This window comes from Pseudomonas sp. TZ252 (assembly GCF_056110345.1).
This window is the reverse complement of the sequence record NZ_CM148566.1, coordinates 2,403,771-2,420,449: the sequence shown is the minus strand read 5'-3', so window position 1 is coordinate 2,420,449 and position 16,679 is coordinate 2,403,771. Positions and strand designations below refer to the sequence as shown.

General features: G+C 66.1%; 16 protein-coding genes. 9 read left to right on the top strand and 7 right to left on the bottom strand.

The window, feature by feature from the left end:
• The first annotated feature begins 86 nt into the window (after window positions 1–86).
• Window positions 87–1,331, top strand: coding sequence for a serine hydrolase domain-containing protein (locus ACYAF3_RS11130; protein ID WP_003099657.1), 1,245 nt, complete (start codon window positions 87–89; stop codon window positions 1,329–1,331).
• A 45-nt stretch (window positions 1,332–1,376) separates the two neighbouring features.
• Here the strand turns inward: ACYAF3_RS11130 and ACYAF3_RS11125 are convergent, their stop codons facing one another.
• From ACYAF3_RS11125 to folE2, 3 genes are read right to left on the bottom strand one after another with little or no spacing between them, the layout of a single operon-like run.
• Window positions 1,377–2,714, bottom strand: coding sequence for a dihydroorotase (locus ACYAF3_RS11125; protein WP_023131429.1), 1,338 nt, complete (start codon window positions 2,712–2,714; stop codon window positions 1,377–1,379).
• A 2-nt stretch (window positions 2,715–2,716) separates the two neighbouring features.
• On the bottom strand, window positions 2,717–3,277 hold the full coding sequence (locus tag ACYAF3_RS11120; RefSeq protein ID WP_003099663.1) for a gamma carbonic anhydrase family protein: 561 nt from the start codon (window positions 3,275–3,277) through the stop codon (window positions 2,717–2,719).
• The gene (gene folE2, locus ACYAF3_RS11115) at window positions 3,274–4,170 is read right to left on the bottom strand and encodes a GTP cyclohydrolase FolE2 (protein ID WP_003146842.1); all 897 of its coding nucleotides are present in this window, start codon (window positions 4,168–4,170) and stop codon (window positions 3,274–3,276) included. Before folE2 ends, ACYAF3_RS11120 begins: the two co-directional genes overlap by 4 nt.
• 99 nt (window positions 4,171–4,269) lie before the next feature.
• Between folE2 and ACYAF3_RS11110 the strand changes: the two genes are divergently transcribed.
• The gene (locus ACYAF3_RS11110) at window positions 4,270–5,463 is read left to right on the top strand and encodes an N-acetylmuramoyl-L-alanine amidase (RefSeq protein WP_016264008.1); all 1,194 of its coding nucleotides are present in this window, start codon (window positions 4,270–4,272) and stop codon (window positions 5,461–5,463) included.
• On the opposite strand, the gene ACYAF3_RS11105 is transcribed toward ACYAF3_RS11110, so the two are convergent.
• Window positions 5,441–5,857 carry a hypothetical protein gene (locus ACYAF3_RS11105; protein WP_003097088.1) on the bottom strand — a complete coding sequence of 139 codons (417 nt, stop codon included), beginning with the start codon at window positions 5,855–5,857 and terminating at the stop codon, window positions 5,441–5,443. The genes ACYAF3_RS11110 and ACYAF3_RS11105 overlap by 23 nt on opposite strands.
• 112 nt (window positions 5,858–5,969) lie before the next feature.
• Between ACYAF3_RS11105 and dksA the strand changes: the two genes are divergently transcribed.
• Genes dksA through ACYAF3_RS11090 form a run of 3 tightly spaced genes read left to right on the top strand, consistent with a single transcriptional unit; the run spans window position 5,970 to window position 8,229 of the window.
• The gene (dksA, locus tag ACYAF3_RS11100; protein ID WP_003097086.1) at window positions 5,970–6,374 is read left to right on the top strand and encodes an RNA polymerase-binding protein DksA; all 405 of its coding nucleotides are present in this window, start codon (window positions 5,970–5,972) and stop codon (window positions 6,372–6,374) included.
• Window positions 6,375–6,388: 14 nt separating this feature from the next.
• Complete coding sequence (zigA, locus tag ACYAF3_RS11095; protein WP_003146840.1) at window positions 6,389–7,591, top strand: zinc metallochaperone GTPase ZigA; 1,203 nt, start codon at window positions 6,389–6,391, stop codon at window positions 7,589–7,591.
• Window positions 7,588–8,229, top strand: coding sequence for a DUF1826 domain-containing protein (locus tag ACYAF3_RS11090; protein ID WP_003099676.1), 642 nt, complete (start codon window positions 7,588–7,590; stop codon window positions 8,227–8,229). The genes zigA and ACYAF3_RS11090 overlap by 4 nt, the downstream gene beginning before the upstream one ends.
• Window positions 8,230–8,381: 152 nt before the next feature.
• On the opposite strand, the gene ACYAF3_RS11085 is transcribed toward ACYAF3_RS11090, so the two are convergent.
• Window positions 8,382–8,750 (bottom strand): hypothetical protein, encoded by a 369-nt coding sequence (locus ACYAF3_RS11085; RefSeq protein WP_003121401.1) that lies wholly within the window; start codon window positions 8,748–8,750, stop codon window positions 8,382–8,384.
• 102 nt (window positions 8,751–8,852) lie between these two features.
• Here ACYAF3_RS11085 and ACYAF3_RS11080 point away from each other — a divergent pair, with 102 nt between their 5' ends.
• The gene (locus ACYAF3_RS11080; protein WP_116349988.1) at window positions 8,853–9,821 is read left to right on the top strand and encodes a CobW family GTP-binding protein; all 969 of its coding nucleotides are present in this window, start codon (window positions 8,853–8,855) and stop codon (window positions 9,819–9,821) included.
• Between the two features lie 92 nt (window positions 9,822–9,913).
• Window positions 9,914–10,945 (top strand): energy transducer TonB1, encoded by a 1,032-nt coding sequence (gene tonB1 / locus ACYAF3_RS11075; protein ID WP_003121399.1) that lies wholly within the window; start codon window positions 9,914–9,916, stop codon window positions 10,943–10,945.
• Window positions 10,946–11,360: 415 nt separating this feature from the next.
• Here the strand turns inward: tonB1 and ACYAF3_RS11070 are convergent, their stop codons facing one another.
• Window positions 11,361–12,668 carry an MFS transporter gene (locus ACYAF3_RS11070; protein ID WP_003097074.1) on the bottom strand — a complete coding sequence of 436 codons (1,308 nt, stop codon included), beginning with the start codon at window positions 12,666–12,668 and terminating at the stop codon, window positions 11,361–11,363.
• A gap of 315 nt (window positions 12,669–12,983) precedes the next feature.
• Entirely contained in the window at window positions 12,984–14,741 is a 1,758-nt protein-coding gene (locus ACYAF3_RS11065; protein ID WP_003099684.1) for a cation:proton antiporter, read from the bottom strand.
• Between the two features lie 361 nt (window positions 14,742–15,102).
• Between ACYAF3_RS11065 and ACYAF3_RS11060 the strand changes: the two genes are divergently transcribed.
• Both ACYAF3_RS11060 and ACYAF3_RS11055 read left to right on the top strand, forming a co-directional pair.
• The gene (locus tag ACYAF3_RS11060; protein ID WP_003099685.1) at window positions 15,103–15,957 is read left to right on the top strand and encodes a Tim44 domain-containing protein; all 855 of its coding nucleotides are present in this window, start codon (window positions 15,103–15,105) and stop codon (window positions 15,955–15,957) included.
• Between the two features lie 196 nt (window positions 15,958–16,153).
• The gene (locus ACYAF3_RS11055) at window positions 16,154–16,555 is read left to right on the top strand and encodes an SMI1/KNR4 family protein (protein WP_003099687.1); all 402 of its coding nucleotides are present in this window, start codon (window positions 16,154–16,156) and stop codon (window positions 16,553–16,555) included.
• Window positions 16,556–16,679 lie beyond the last annotated feature (124 nt).

Here is a 16,679-nt window from a genome sequence, read left to right as displayed (position 1 = left end):
ACGTCCTGTGGATAACCCTGAGACGCCAGTCCACATCCATAAAAACGACGAAGCCGGAGCTGCTTCCGGTCATAAGGAAAACGTCCATGCGTAGCTGTATATCAGTCTTCCGGCCGGCCCTGCTGGCACTGTTCGTCTCGGCAAGCGGCTCGGCCGGCGCCGACGCGGCTGTGGAAAACCCGCGGATCGGCCGTGCCGCCGATCTCTATGAACTGATCCCGGAATACCAGCCGGACACCTACCGGAACATGGACAAGGTCTATCCGACCCGGGTTATCCACAAGGGGACCAAGGTCCGTCCGCTGCCGGCGGGTGTGGCCATCGCGCCGCGCTACCGGATCGGCGGCGAGGAATACGGCGTCGACGATTTCATGCGGCGCAACCGCGTTGGCGGGGTGTTGGTCCTCAAGGATGGCAAGGTCGCCCTGGAGCGCTACGGCCTGGGCAACGACGCACGCACGCGCTGGACCTCGTTCTCGGTGGTCAAGTCGATCTCCTCGACCCTGGTGGGCGCCGCCGTGCAGCAGGGCCTGCTGGCTCTCGACCAGCCTGTGGACAAGTACCTGCCGAGCCTGGCCGGCTCCGCCTACCAGGGGGTGACGGTGGAGCAGGTCCTGCAGATGAGTTCCGGGGTCCGCTGGAACGAGACCTATCGCGATCCGAAGTCCGACCGCAGGCAGATGTTCGACGCCCAGCTCGCCGAACGTCCCGGTGGCATCCTGCGGCTGCTGGCGAGCCTGCCGCGGCAGTACCCGGCCGGTACCCACTTCACCTACAGCACCGGCGAGTCGCACCTGCAGAGCGAGCTGTTGCACGCGGCGACCCGCATTCCGGTGAGCGACTACCTGTCCGAGCGGATCTGGGCGCGGATGGGCATGGAGAGCGACGGCTTCTGGCAACTGGAATCGCCGGCCGGGCAAGAGATCGGCAGCAGCGGCTTGAGCGCGACCCTGCGCGACTATGGCCGCTTCGGCCAGTTCGTCCTCGAGGACGGGGTGATCGATGGCGAACGTATCCTCCCCGAAGGTTGGGTCGATCGTGCCAGTCGCGTCGAGGCTTCTTCCCACCTGGCCCCGGGCAAGCTCTACGATGGCGAATACGCGCTCGGCTACGGCTACCAGTGGTGGACCTTCCCGGTGGGCGCCAAGGCCCTGCCCGAGCATGACGGCGGGGCCTTCGAAGCCCAGGGCATCTTCGGCCAGTACCTCTACATCAACCGCAAGGAGAAGATCGTGGCGGTGGTCTGGAGCGCCTGGCCGAAGCCGGAGATGGACGATCGCGAGGAGGAGACCTATGCCTTCCTTGGCGCGGCGGTGAAAGCCCTGCGCTAGGGCCGTGGGCTAACGGATATCCACAGCAGGCTGGTGGACAAGACTTCAGCGGGAAAACCGCAGGGGCAGTCCCTGGCAATCGTCGAACAGGCGTCCCGCGTGCCAGGCGAGTTGCCCGGAGACGATGGTGGTATCGATCCGATGGTGGAATGCCCGGTGGCGGAACGGCGTCCAGTTGCAGCGCGACAGCAGCGGCATGGCGCTGGCCAGCGCCGGGTGCTCCAGTTCGCTGACCAGCACCAGGTCGGCCCAGTAACCTTCGCGGAGGAAACCGCGATCGGCGATGGCGAACAGTTCGGCGACCCGGTGGCTGGTCTTCGCCACCAGGGTGGCCAGCGACAGCCAGCCTTCGCGGACCAGCTCCAGGAGTGCCGGCAACGCATGCTGGACCAGTGGCAGGCCGGCCGGCGCCTGTGGATAAGCCTGCTGCTTCTCGGCCCAGGCGTGCGGCGCGTGGTCGGTGCCGATCACGTCCAGGCGGTTGCCGGCCAGCGCCCTGCGCAGGGCGTCGCGGTCCTCGCGGCTCTTGATCGCCGGGTTGCACTTGAGCAGATGGCCGAGGCGGGCGTAGTCGCTGTCGTCGAACAGCAGATGGTGGACGCAGACTTCCGCGGTGATGCGTTTCTGGCACAGCGGCTTGTCCTCGAACAGGGCCAGTTCACGCGCTGTGGATAAGTGCAGGACATGCAGCAGCGTGCCATGTCGTTGCGCCAGTTCCACCGCCAGGGCGGTGGAACGGTAGCAAGCCTCGGCGTCGCGAATGCGCGGGTGGGCGGCTGCCGGAATACGTTCACCGAAGCGTTGTCGCCAGCGCGCCAGGTTGGCTTCGATCCGCGGCGTGTCTTCGCAATGGCTCAGCAGCAGGGTCGGAACGCTGGCGAACAGGCGCTCCAGGGTCGGCAGGTCGTCCACCAGCATGTCGCCGGTGGAGGCGCCCATGAACACCTTCACCGCGGCGACCTCGCGTGGATCGAGGGCGGCCACGGTGTCGAGGTTGTCGCGGCTGACGCCGAAGTGGAAACCGTAGTTGGCCACGCTATGGGCGGCGGCGAGGCGCTTCTTTTCCGCCAGCGCTTCGAGGCTCAGCGTCGCCGGGCGGGTATTGGGCATGTCCATGAAACTGGTGATGCCGCCCGCCACGGCGGCGCGGGATTCGCTGGCGATCGAGCCCTTCTGTGGATAACCCGGCTCGCGGAAGTGCACCTGGTCGTCGATCATTCCCGGCAGCAGGTAGCGTCCGGCGGCATCGATCTCCCGGCTGGCGCCGCAGTTTTCCAGGCAGCCGGCGATGCGTTCGATGCGACCGTGGCGGACCAGCAGATCGCCTTCGCATACCTGCCCCTCGTTGACCATCCGGGCATTGCGGATCAGCAGGCTTTGCATGTTCAGAACTCGTTCTGCAGCGACTTGTAGCCGCGTACCAGGTCGACGTTGGTGCGCGCCACGTCTTCCGAGAACTCGCTGGCGGAAACGCTGACCCGCGGCATGCTCGCCAGGTCGGTGCGCGGACCGATGCGCTCGGTGGACGGTACGTAGAAACCCGCTGGCAGGTCGCAGCCGTCGACCACCGCGTTGTGGCGGACCACGCAGCCATCGCCGACCCGGCAGTTGAACAGCACGCTGTTGAAGCCGATGAAGACCCGGTCGCCGACTTCGCAAGGACCGTGGACGATGGAGCGGTGGGCGATGGAGCTGTGCTCGCCGATGGTCACCGCGGCACCTGACTTGGAATGGATCACCACGCCGTCCTGGATGTTCGAGTTGGCGCCGATCACGATCGGTTGCATGCCGCCGTCGGCGTCGACTTCGTCGGCACGGATCACCGCGTAGGGACCGACGAAGACGTTGGCCTGGATGATCACCTTGCCGCAGATGATCGCGGTCTTGTCCACATAGGCCGATTCGTCGATCACCGGCAGGTCGCCGGAGGGATTCTTGCGGATCATGCGGCACCTCGCTGCCAGTGGCTTTCGGCGACGGCGTCGTGGGCATGCAGGCTTTCCGCATGGACGACCCGTACGGAGAACCGGCTCGCCTGTGGATAACCCTGCAGGGCGCGGTGCAGCCGACGCACCGCGTCTTCGCAGAACATCAGGTTCTGTCCGTTGGCGAGGGCGAAGGCCTGCTCGTCGGCGCGTTTCACCGCAGTCTGCACCGCGGTGCCGAGGGCGCTTTCGCCGAGATCCGCCAGCTCTTCCAGGGGCAGTCCGATGCAGTCTTCCGCCAGGCCGATGCGCAGGTGGGCGCTGCTGCGCTGGCTGTGCGGGGTGGCGACGATGCCGGCGCTGCTGCCGAGCCACGCAAGCACGCTGGCATGATCGAGTGGCTGTCCGGCGAAGTCCTGGTCGAAGCGCTCCTGGATCAATTGCCGGGCCAGTGCCGCCGAACAGGGGCAGGTCGAGGAGTAGGTCAGCTCGAGATGGACTTCGGCCTGGAAGTCATCGCCTTCCAGGCGCGTGTCCAGCACCAGTGGATAACGTTTCCAGCCGCTCAGCGGGCTGACCAGCGCCGGACGCCGCAGCAGTGGCGCGAGGCGCAGGCGCAGGTAGGCGCGACGCGACAGGCCGGCGTGGCTGTCGAGGAAGCGTTGCAGGACGGCGCGCAGGCGGGAAAGGTCCAGCTCGCCCTGTTCCAGTTCGGCCAGCGCCAGGTAGAGGCGCGACATATGGATGCCGCGGGCCTGCGGGTCGTCCAGGCTGACACCGGCATCGGCTTCGGCGGCGACCCTCTGCCCGCCGATCTGCACGGGGAGGGCGATGCCCTGCATGCCGACCCAGTCCAGGGGAAGATCGGCGGTGGTGGTCTGGCGGGCGATATCGGGAAGCGTCAAGGCATTCATGGAGAACTCGAAGAAGGGCAGGCAAGGCCTGGAAATGGCTTGAATGTTATAATATAACGTATTAGCTAATACCGACCCTTGCAATCGGGTATTTCGTCGATGAAGCGCCGTCGTCTCCTGCAAAGCCTGCTCGCCGGCCTGGCCCTCCAGCCGTTCCTGGCCGCCAGCGCCAATGTACGAATCCGCCAGGCCCGGGCCTGGAATTCCTCGGAAAGCTGGCGCCTGGTGCTGGAACTGGACGGCCCGCCGCGTTATCGAACCTTTTCCCTGCAGGCCCCCGAGCGGTTGATCCTCGACCTGCCCGACGCGCAATTGCTCGCAACGCTCTCCGAGCTGCCGCTGGACGGCCCCGTGCGCGCCATACGCAGTGGCCAACTGGGTGGCGGCGGGACGCGCATCGTCCTCGATCTGCGCCAGGCGGTCAGGCCGCGCAGCTTCGCCCTGGAACCGCAGGCGGGAAAGGGCCATCGCCTGGTCCTGGACCTTTATCCACAGGCGCTGGCGGCACCCCCCGAGCCGATGCTGGCGCTGGCCCGCCCGCTACCCTCGACGGGCCGCGACATCCTCGTGGTGGTCGATGCCGGCCATGGCGGCAAGGACCCCGGCGCGGTCGGTAGCAAGGGCGAGCGCGAAAAGGACGTGGCGCTGGCCATCGCCCGCCTGCTGGCGCGGCGGATCGACCGTGAGAAAGGCTTCAAGGCGCGCCTGGTGCGCAACGGCGACGTGTTCGTCCCGCTGCGCAAGCGGCCGGAAGTGGCCCGGCGCTACAACGCCGACATGTTCGTCTCGGTGCACGCCGACGCGGCGCCGCGACTGACCGCCTCCGGCGCGTCGGTATATGCCCTCTCCGAGCATGGCGCCAGCTCGACCATGGCGCGCTGGATGGCCGAGCGCGAGAACGGCGCCGACCTGATCGGCAACAGCGGTAACCTGCCACTACAGGGGCGCGACAAGGTACTCGCCGGGGTGATCCTCGACATGGCCCTGAGTTCGACCATCGCCAGCAGCCTGGACCTCGGCCACAGCGTGCTCGGCCAGTTGTCGGACGTCACCGCGCTGCACCAGAAGCGTGTCGAGCAGGCCGGCTTCGCCGTGCTCAAGTCGCCGGACATCCCTTCGATCCTGGTGGAGACCGGCTTCATCTCGAATCGCGGCGATTGTCGCCGGTTGATGGACGAACACCATCGCCAGCGCCTGGCCGAGGCGATCTTCGCTGGCGTGCAGGGCTACTTCCGGCAACGCCCTCCCGCCGGCAGCTACCTGGCGGCGCTCAGCGCGCAGCCTCCCGGCTAGGGCCTTCGCTGCAGCCGCTGACCCGCCCGCAGGTCAGGCGTTGGCGCTGGCCCGATGAACTGCTCAGGCGGCTGACGCTGGTCCAGCCGATGTTGCGGCTGAGGCCGACCCAGATTTCCCCATCGCTGGCGATGCCGCTGAAGAAGGTCAGGCGCCCGTAGCGCGTATTGGTCTGGGCCCAGCGTCGTCCGCTCGCCGCGTCGTAGCCGCGCAGCCAGGTGTCGTTGCCGCCGGTGGCGACGCTGTAGTGGTTGCCCAGCCGATCCATGCAGGCCAGAACGGTACGCAGGTAGGCGCATTCCGCCGGGCGGGTGCCGGGAAGAAAGCCCTGCGCCTGTGCCGCCGGAGCGAGCAGCAGGAGGGCCAGGCAGTAAAGGCGGAGGACGCGGCGCATCGGTGGATCCCGGGATGACGTGGGCCCAGGGTAGCCGGAAGGCGATTGGCGGGCCATCGATTGTGGTGTTAATTGTTATAGTATAACGTTTTAAATTTCCCAGGTTCAGCCCATGACCGAACAGGAACTGCTTGCCCAGCCCGACGCTGCCTACATGGACGAAGCCCAGCAGGACTTCTTCCGCGACCTGCTGCTGCGTCAGCGCCAGGAACTTCAGGCGCGCATCGAAGGCGAATTCGGCGAGCTGCGCGATCTCGAACGCCCCAGCGACGAGGCCGACCTGGCTTCCCGCGAGGAACAGCGGCAATGGCAACTTCGCCTGCTGGAGCGGGAGAAGAAGCTGCTCGACAAGATCGACGAAGCGCTGGAGCGCCTGGCCCGCGGCGACTACGGCTGGTGCCAGGAAACCGGCGAGCCGATCGGCCTGCGCCGCCTGCTGTTGCGTCCCACCGCCACCCTCTGCATCGAGGCGAAAGAGCGCCAGGAGAAGCGCGAACGCCACGTGCGGCACAACTGAAGAGGTTACCAACCGTGAACCAACGCCTACCTGTCACCGTGCTGTCCGGCTTTCTCGGCGCCGGCAAGAGCACGCTGCTCAACCATCTGCTGAAGAACCGCGAGAACCGACGGGTTGCGGTGATCGTCAACGATATGAGCGAAATCAATATCGATGGCAGCGAGGTCCAGCGCGATGTCAGCCTGAACCGCGCTGAAGAACGCCTGGTGGAGATGAGCAACGGCTGTATCTGCTGCACCCTGCGCGAAGACCTGCTGGAAGAGGTCGGCCGTCTCGCCCGGGAAGGCCGCTTCGACTACCTGCTGATCGAGTCCACCGGGATTTCCGAACCGATGCCGGTGGCCGAGACCTTCACCTTCCGCGACGAGCTGGACCGCAGCCTGTCCGACGTGGCGCGACTGGATACCATGGTCACGGTGGTCGACGGGATGAATTTTCTCCGCGACTACCAGGAGGCCGCCAGCCTGGCCAGTCGTGGCGAAACCCTCGGTGAGGAGGATCAGCGCTCGATCACCGACCTGCTGATCGACCAGGTCGAATTCGCCGACGTGATCCTGGTCAGCAAGATCGACCTGATCTCCAGCGAGCAGCGCGAGGAACTGCTGGCGATCCTGCGCCAGCTCAATGCCGAGGCGGAGATCCTGCCGATGGTGATGGGTCAGGTGCCGCTGGCGAAGATCCTCGATACCGGTCGCTTCGATTTCGATCGCGCGGCGTCCGCGCCGGGCTGGCTGAAGGAACTGCGCGGCGAGCACCTGCCGGAAACCGAGGAATATGGCATCGCCTCCATGGCCTACCGGGCGCGCCGGCCGTTCCACCCCGCGCGCTTCCACGCCTTCCTGCACAATCCGCTGAAGCAGGGGCGGCTGCTGCGCTCCAAGGGCTTCTTCTGGCTCGCCAGCCGGCCCCGCGAGGCCGGCAGCTGGTCGCAGGCCGGCGGCCTGATGCGCTACGGCCTGGCGGGCCGCTGGTGGCGCTTCGTGCCGACCGGACAGTGGCCACAGGACGAAGAGGGCCTGCGGGCGATCATGCGGCACTGGGAGGAAGGCGTCGGCGACTGTCGCCAGGAGCTGGTTTTCATCGGTCAGAACCTGGACTTCGCGGCCCTGCGCGCAGCCCTGGACGCCTGCCTGCTGGATGACGCCGAGATGAACCTGGGCATCCCCGGCTGGCAGGGCCTGGACGACCCCTTCGAGGACTGGGGGCACGCCGCATGAGCGCACTGCCGCAGGAAAAACCGTTGCCGTGCCAGGCGTTCGATGACGACCCCCAGGTGCTGGCCGAGGTGCTTCGCGAGGGCGTCAACCTGGCGGTCTGGACACGCCGGTTGAGCCCGGCGCTGCGCGACTTCGCCGCCGCCCTGGTGCGCAACCGGCCGGGACTGGCGCTGAGCCAGACGCTGGAGATGGAAGAGGAACGGCTACCCGTCTTGGACGGCCTGCTCGACGCGCAGCAACTGCCGGGACAAACCGATTTCCTCGACGACCTGGGCTGGCTGGTCGAGGCCTTCTCCTGCCTGACCGGGGCGCGGCGTATCGGCCTGCGCCTGCGCGTTCTGGATAAACCGATGTGCCCGCGTTTCCACGTCGACCACGTGCCGCTGCGGCTGGTCACCACCTACCAGGGCGCCGCCAGCGAATGGCTGGACGAGTCCGGCCTGGACCGTCGGCTGCTTGGCGGAGCGCAGGCCGAAGTTGTCGACGAACAGCTTATCCACAGCTTGTCCACGGGCGACGTGGCGCTGCTCAAGGGCGAACGCTGGGAGGGTAACGAAGGTGCCGGGCTGGTGCATCGCTCGCCGCGAGCGGAGCCTGGGCTGGCGCGCCTGCTGTTGACCCTGGACTGGCTTGCCTGAGCCTGTGGACAAGTGTCTTTCGAGGAATAAAAAAAGGCCATCCGCAGATGGCCTATCACCAAAAAGTCGTCCTACCTTGGGGATGGGGACGAAGGGTGCTGAGGTACCCGACTCCCATTTAGCCCTGACGCTGTGACAGGCTGATGACGCGCTCAGGGCTTTTTCGCGGCGCTAGGCTCTTCCCAGCGACCTTGGCTCTGGCTGGCGCAGAACGGCTCCAGGTAGCGTGCGTCGGTCGCGATGCCGTAGTAGAAGATGTCCTGCCGATAGGGCGCGTTGGGTACCCTGGCGTCGCGGCAGACACCGAAGGCGCCCGTCGGACACTCCTCGGCGAACGTCACCTCGACCTTCTGGCCCTGCAGTTGTGGCTGGCAGAAGCCTTCGTGGAACAGCTTGGCCGGGATGCTGCGGTTCTGCTGGCAGACCTTCACGTCGAGATTCTTCGCCTGGCTATGGACGATGCAGGCTTCGGCCAGGGCCAGGCCCGGCAGGCAGGACAGGAAGAACAGGAACGGACGCATGCGAGGACTCCATTGCAGATGGGCGCGACTCTAGCACGGGGCCTGGCTCCCCGCAGGCAAGGACCGCATTGATCCACAGGCTTTCACATTCCGGTTGCGCAGATGCTTCGAGAGATACCCACACACCTGATCGGCGGCCCCCTGGGGGCCGGCAAGACCAGCCTGATCCGCTCGCTGCTGGCGCAGAAGCCGGCGGGCGAGCGCTGGGCGGTGCTGGTCAACGAGTTCGGCGAGATCGGCCTGGATGCCGCGCTGCTGGCCACGGACGTCGACGGCGTGGCCATCGGCGAGGTGGCGGGCGGGTGCCTCTGCTGCGTCAATGGCGTGCCGTTCCAGGTGGGGCTCGGTCGCTTGTTGCGTCGGGCACGGCCGGACCGGCTGTTCATCGAACCCTCCGGGTTGGGACATCCGCAGGCGCTGTGGAAACAGCTGCAGGCTCCTCCCTGGTCCGGCGTCCTGGCCCTGCAACCCCTGGTAGTGGTGCTGGATGCCGCGGCGCTGGCCTCCGGCCAACCGCTGCCGGAGGCACAGGAACAGGCGCTGGAAGCGGCCGGCATGTTGCTGCTGAACAAATCCGAAACGCTCGACGCGACGCAGCGCTGCGCCGTGCGTGCGCGCCTGCCGGTCCTGCCGTTGCGCTGGAGCGTGCGCGGTCACCTGGCATTGCGCGATCTGCCGACCAGCGTTGCCGGGGAAGGTAGCGCGACGACCTGGGCGGCCCTGCCGGACGCGCCTGCTCAGTTGGGAACGGTGCTGCCCGCCGAGCGACCGCTGCGCGCCGTGCGCGAGCAGGACGGCCAACTGGCCATCGGCTGGCGGCTGGCGCCGTCGGTGCGTTTCGATCGGGTCGCAGTGGACGCCTGGCTGAGCCGTTTGTCCGGACTGCGGCGGGCCAAGGCGGTGCTGCATTGCGCGGACGGTTGGTATGCAGCGAATGCCGCGCCGTTTGTGGATAACTGGGGCAAGTCCTCGTGGCGGCGGGATAATCGGCTGGAACTGATCCTCGCCGCAGGCGCGGATGAAGAGGCGCTCGAAGAGACGTTCCTGGCGTGTCGGATGGTCGCGGAATGATCCGCCAAGGTTGCCCTGAGGACGCGACTGAATGATAATAATTATCAGAAGACTCTACTTCCTTACCTTTCACTTCTCCGCAGGTCGCCCTCATGTCGCCACAGCCTTCACGGTCGCCTGACCGTTTTTCGCTGGCCGCGCTCGCCGAAGACCACCCCACCGCTCCCGCCCAGGGAGACGAAAGCGAGTCCCTGCCATGCGTGAATGCCCAGCGCGGAGAACCCAACCTGCGCGTGGTGGACTGCTCCGGTGCGCGCCGCGACGAGGAAGTGGCGGTCGAGGAAGTGCTGATCCCCTACGCCCATGGCAGCGATCCCGAAGACGTCCCCGGCGAGCCGCCCAAGTCGCGCTGGTGGTTGTCCTCCGGCGCGGCGGTGGCGATGCATGTGGCGATCATCGGTGCGCTGGTGTGGGTGATGCCGACCCCGGCCGAACTCAACCTTGGCCACGGCGAACTGCCGAAGACCATGCAGGTGAATTTCGTCCAGCTCGAGAAGAAGGCCGAGCCGACCCCGCAGCCGCCGGCTGCCGCGCCGGAGCCGACGCCGCCGAAGATCGAGGAACCCAAGCCGGAGCCGCCGAAGCCGAAGCCGGTGGAAAAACCCAAGCCCAAGCCGAAACCCAAGCCCAAACCGGTGGAAAACGCCATTCCGAAGGCCAAGCCGAAGCCGGAACCCAAACCCAAGCCGGAACCCGAGCCGAGCACGGAGGCATCCAGTCAGCCCAGCCCGTCCAGCGCCGCCCCGCCGCCGCCCGCACCTACCGTCGGGCAGAGCACGCCCGGCGCGCAGACCGCGCCCAGCGGCTCGCAAGGTCCGGCCGGCCTGCCCAGCGGCAGCCTCAACGACAGTGACATCAAGCCGTTGCGCATGGATCCTCCGGTCTATCCCCGAATGGCCCAGGCCCGGGGTATCGAAGGCCGGGTGAAGGTGCTGTTCACCATCACCAGCGATGGCCGCATTGACGACATCCAGGTGCTGGAGTCGGTGCCGTCGCGCATGTTCGACCGTGAAGTGCGCCAGGCCATGGCCAAGTGGCGTTTCGAGCCGCGTGTCAGTGGTGGCAAGATCGTCGCCCGCCAGGCGACCAAGATGTTCTTCTTCAAGATCGAGAAGCGCCGCTGAGGCGGTTTTCTGACAACGAAAAGAGCCGCGCCTTCGAGCGCGGTTTTTTTATTCCCGGTAGGTCTCGCAGACGGGGCTTCGCTGCCTGGGGACGGCAGGCCCCTTGCGCTGTTCCACCGTGGGAACGCGAGGAGATCGGCGTTTGCGCGCCAAGGTTCCAGCCCCGCCGGAATGACGAGCCGCAGGGCGAATAACCGCTTGCGGTTATCCGCCGTGGAACGCAGGGACACCGGATGATTACGCCGCCGGCGTTGCGCGCCCTAGGGCTCCGGTCGGGATGCCGTGCCGTAGACCAACAGTCGGCGGGTGTGGGGGAGTCGGTTGCCGCGCCAAAAAGCAGGACGGCGACCCGAAGGTCGCCGTCCTGTGGATAAAAAGGCCCGGAGTGTGTCGGGGCCATGAGCACGAGGCTCAATCAATCGGTCGTGATCTTCGAGTGCTTCTGGGTGTCCTTCATGAACACATAGACCAGCAGCGAGCAGGCGATACAGGCGGTGACGTACCAGTAGAAGCCGCTCTCCAGGCCGACGCTCTTGAACCACAAGGCAACGTATTCGGCGGTGCCGCCGAAGATCGACACGGTCAGGGCATACGGCAGGCCGACGCCCAGGGCGCGGATCTCGGTGGGGAACAGTTCGGCCTTCACCACCGCGTTGATCGAGGTGTAGCCGCTGACGATCACCAGCGCCGCCATGATCAGGAAGAACGCTCCCCACCAGCTGTCGACGCTGTGCAGTGTGCTGAGGATCGGGTAGGTGAAGACGGTGCCGAGTACGCCGAAGGCGATCAGGATCGGCCGCCGACCGATCTTGTCGGAGAGGGCGCCGACGATGGGCTGCAGCAGCATGAAGAGGAACAGGGTGGCAGCCGAGATCATGGTCGAATCGGTCTTGCTCATGCCTACCGTGTTCACCAGGTACTTCTGCATGTAGGTGGTGTAGGTGTAGAAGGCCAGGGTGCCGCCCATGGTCAGGCCGACCACGGTCAGCACTTCCTTCGGGTGGCGCAGCAGGGTGCGCAGCAGGCTTTCCTTCGGCTCTTCCTTCTTCTTCGAGAAGGACTCGGTCTCTTCCATGCCGCGACGCAGGAACATCGCCACCACTGCGCACAGCGCGCCGATGAAGAAGGGTACGCGCCAGCCCCAGCTTTCCAGTTGTTCTACGGTCAGGGTCTGTTGCAGGACGATCAGCACCGCCAGGGCGATGAGCTGGCCGGAAATCAGGGTCACGTACTGGAAGCTGGAGAAGAACCCGCGCTGTTCCTTGTTCGCCATCTCGCTCAGGTAGGTGGCGGAGGTACCGTATTCGCCGCCGACCGACAGGCCCTGGAGCAGGCGCGCGACCACCAGCAGGATCGGCGCGGCGACGCCGATGGTTTCATAGCTGGGGGTCAGGGCGATGATCAGCGAGCCAAAGCACATCAGCAGCACCGAGGCCAGCAACGCCGCCTTGCGGCCCTTGCGGTCGGCATAGATACCCATCAGCCAGCCACCGATCGGGCGCATCAGGAAGCCCACGGCGAAGATAGCTGCGGTGTTCAGCAGTTGGGCGGTCATGTCGCCCTGGGGGAAGAATGCCTTTGCGAAGTACAGCGAGAAGGCGGCGTAGACGTACCAGTCGTACCACTCGACCAGGTTGCCGACGGAACCGCTGAAGATCGACTTGATGCGTTGCGAAGTGGTGCGGGGCTGGGCAGACGCGGAAATGGCGTTGGCGCTTTCCATCGTGTTTCCTCTTTTCGTTGTTGTCTTGGATGTGCTGATCAGGGCGCAGCACACCGGCACATCGCGAGGGCGACGTATTGGATGGCTCGATAGCAGGTGCCGTGCCAACGCGGGAAAGCCGCGTGGGGACTGGGTTGGAAGAGGAGCGGGGTGGTCTTGGCCGAGCGGGAGTCCGCCGACCGGGAGTATGGATAAGCGGAAATCCGCCGATCCTTCAGGGCAAAGGGTCCGATAGCGACACCAGGTGCAGGCGAGGGCGAATAACCGCAGCGTGGTTATCCGCCGATTCGACGGCAGGCCGGGATCGCTTGGCTCTCAGTGGCTGCCCTTTTCCTGGTCGAGGGTTTCCATCAGCGCGATCTGCATCCGCGAATGCACGCGGATCAGCCAGCGCCAGAGCACTGCGATCACCAGGCCGGCGACCAGCACCACTACGACCAGCAACTCGCCCGGCGGCAGGATGCTCGAGCTGAGCGCCGCCAGCAGCACCATCATGCCGGCCAGCGACAGCAGCGGGATTATCTCGGAGATCACCCGACGTACCCGCGCCGTATGGCGTCCGGCTTTCTCCGGCTTGACCCCGAGTTCGGCCAGCAGCATCGACAGGGCCTTGAGCTTGCGGTACGCGGCGATCAGGAAGGCCAGCGAGACCAGCAGCGCGCCGCCCCAGATCAATGCCTTGTGTAGCCCGTCGTAGGCGACCCACTGGCTCATCCAGGCGGAAAGCGTATCGGCGAAATAACCGCCGGCGAGGAAGATCGCGATCACCAGCGCCAGGTTCACCCCGACCTGCAGCAAGATGCGCCGGATCATCGCCGCCAGCACCGCACGGTCGCCCTGCGGCTGGATGCTGCGCAGCCAGTCGCCGTAGTGGCCGAAGATCCTCGCCATGCGCTGCGGCATGGCGTTGGCCAGGTGCTGCGAGAGCGGGTCGGCGGCGCGGATCAGGTACGGGGTGAGCAGGGTGGTGATGGCCGAGACCGCTACCGCCACCGGGTAGAGGAAGTCGCTGGTGACTTTCAGAGTCATGCCCAGGGCGGCGATGATGAAGGAGAACTCGCCGATCTGCGACAGGCCCATGCCGACCCGCAGCGAAGTGCGTCCGTCGTTGCCGGCGATGAACGCACCCATGCCGCAGGAGAACATCTTGCCGAGCACTACCGCGACGGTGATCAGGGCGATCGGCCAGGCGTACTCGACGAGGATCTTCGGGTCTATCAGCAGGCCGATGGCGACGAAGAAGATCGCACTGAACATGTCACGGACCGGCTCGATCAATCGTTCGATCTGCACCAACTGGCGCGACTCGGCCATGATCGCGCCGATCAGGAAGGCGCCGAGCACCATGCTGTATTCCAGCTTCACCACCAGCAGGCAGAAGCCGAAGCACAGGCCGAGCACGGTGACCAGCAGCATCTCGTTGCTCTCGAACTTCGCCACGTAGGCCAGCAGGCGTGGCACCAGGAGGATGCCAACGACCAGCGCGACGATCATGAACAGGCTGAGCTTGCCGACCGTGGAGAACACCTCGCCGGTTTCCACCGAACCGCTCACGGCGATTCCCGACAGCAGGGCGATGATGCCGATGCCGAGGATGTCCTCGACGATCAGCACGCCGAAGATCAGTTGGGCGAAGCGCTCGTTCTTCATCTTCAGGTCGCCGAGCGCCTTGACGATGATGGTGGTGGAGGAGATCGCCAGGATCGCGCCGAGGAACAGCGAGTCCATGGTGCTCCACTCGAAGAAGCGACCGATCTCGAAGCCGATCCAGATCATCAGGACGATTTCCAGGAACGCCGCGATGAACGCCGTGGCGCCGACCTGGAAGAGCTTGCGCAGGCTGAACTCCAGGCCGAGGCAGAACATCAGGAAGATCACCCCGAGTTCGGCCAGGGTCTTGATCGTGTCTTCGTCGTGGATCAGTCCGAAGGGCGGGGTGTGCGGGCCGATGATGAAGCCGGCGACGATGTAGCCGAGGACCACCGGTTGGCGCAGGCGGTGGAAGAGGATAGTGACCACACCCGCCACCAGCATGATCACGGCGAGGTCCTGGATGAAATCGACGGCATGCATGGCGGCGGTCCTCGCTCGGGGAATGGGTCGGCAGACGCGGCGACCGGGCGGCCTCGCAGACCCGCAGACTAGCATCCGCAAGTGCTTGATCGGTGGGCTGAAAAAAACTGTAACAGACGTTTCGGCGAGGCTCTGCGTTGTGCTTCCCGGGTCGCCGGGCGGATCTTCGCGCGCCGATCCGCGTGCATGCCTGTCGTCCCCGGCAACGAAGGTGTACCCTGGCGCCGACCCGCGAGCCAGACGCGGCGGGCGAAAAAACGGCGGCCGGGGAGCAATAGCCCGAAACAAAATCCGGCTGGTCCTGTCGCCCGTACCGCCGCAACATGGCGCGCGTCGATTCCCCCAAGAGAGAAAGACTACAATGCAGCGTGTTCTCAGCATCGCCCTCGCCTTCTGCCTGGCGCTGACCGTCAGCCTGGATGCCAATGCCAAGCGCTTCGGCGGCGGCAAGAGCCTCGGCTCGGCACCCAGCCACCAGACCCGCCAGGCGCAGCCGGCCACTGCGCCGAACGCCACTGCTGCCGCCCCCAACGCCGCTCGTCCCGCCGCTGCCGCCAGCGGTGCTTCGCGCTGGCTCGGCCCGCTGGCCGGTATCGCCGCGGGCGGCCTGCTCGCTTCCATGTTCATGGGCGACGGCTTCGAGGGCATCCAGATGCTCGACATCCTGTTGATCGCCCTGGTGGCCTTCATCGCCTTCCGCTTCATCGCCGCTCGCCGGCGCCAGCAGAACCAGGGCCAGCCTGCGATGGCCGGGCACGCGCCGATGCAGCGCGAAATGCCGGCCCAGGCGCCGATCTTCGGTGGCGCCGCCGCTGCTGCCGCTGCGCCGAGCCCGGTGATCAACGCGCCGAGCTGGTTCAACGAGGAGCGCTTCGTCGGTGCCGCTCGCGAACACTTCATGTCCCTGCAGCAGCATTGGGATGCCAACGAGATGGACAAGATCGCCGAGTTCGTCACCCCGCAGATGTTGCAATGGCTGAAGCAGGAGCGCGCCGAGATCGGCGACGCCTACCAGTCCACCTACATCGACAACCTGGTCGTGCAACTGGACGGCGTCGACGACCAGGCCGACAAGACCATCGCCACCCTGACCTTCAGCGGTGTGTCGAAGACCTCGCGCTTCGACCAGGGCGAAGCCTTCAGCGAAAGCTGGCGGATGGAGCGCGCCCAGGGCGAGAACCAGCCATGGCTGGTGGCCGGTATCCGGCAGAACTGATCCCGAGTGGTTGCGGTCCCTTCGGGGGCCGCCGAACCCCCCGCTTCCGCCAGGGAACGGGGGTTTTTTCATCTCCGTTGGCGGGTTGACCGACCATTCGTCCGGCGCCATGGCCGAAGGCCAGCCGCGACACTTGTCTTGCGCTCGGTGCGGCTACTGTATAAAAAGCGCGCCACCCGTTGCGAGAGAGCCTGTCGTGGAAGACGTCATCGAAAAACTGCGTGAACTCAACGAACCGGTTCCGGTGCCCCTGGAACTGCCGGAAGAAGAACTGCTGGTGGAAATCGAGGAAGAGCTGCTGATCGGCATTCCCGCCGAGTTCCGCGAATTCCTCCTGCTGGTCAGCGATGTGGTCTACGGCCGCCTGGAGCCGGTGACCGTGACCGATCCGCACTCGCACACCTATCTGCCCGAAGTGGCGGCCACTGCCTGGGACCTGGGCGTTCCGCGCGAGCTGATCCCGCTTTGCGAGGACGACGGCAGCTACTACTGCGTGGCGGAGGACGGCGAGGTGGTGCTCTGGGCCGATGGCGACCTCACCGATGAAAGCTGGGATTCGGTGTGGGTTTGGGCTCGCGACGTCTGGCTGGAGAGCTGAGCCTGAACCGCCGCAAAGGCTCTGCAACGAGCCTTTGCGGCTGACTTCCCGACGTCGCGCGAGGCTGCCTGGAGGCCCTGCGCGTCGCCGTCGGCGCTTCGTCTCCGACAAAGCGCCGCTGCGC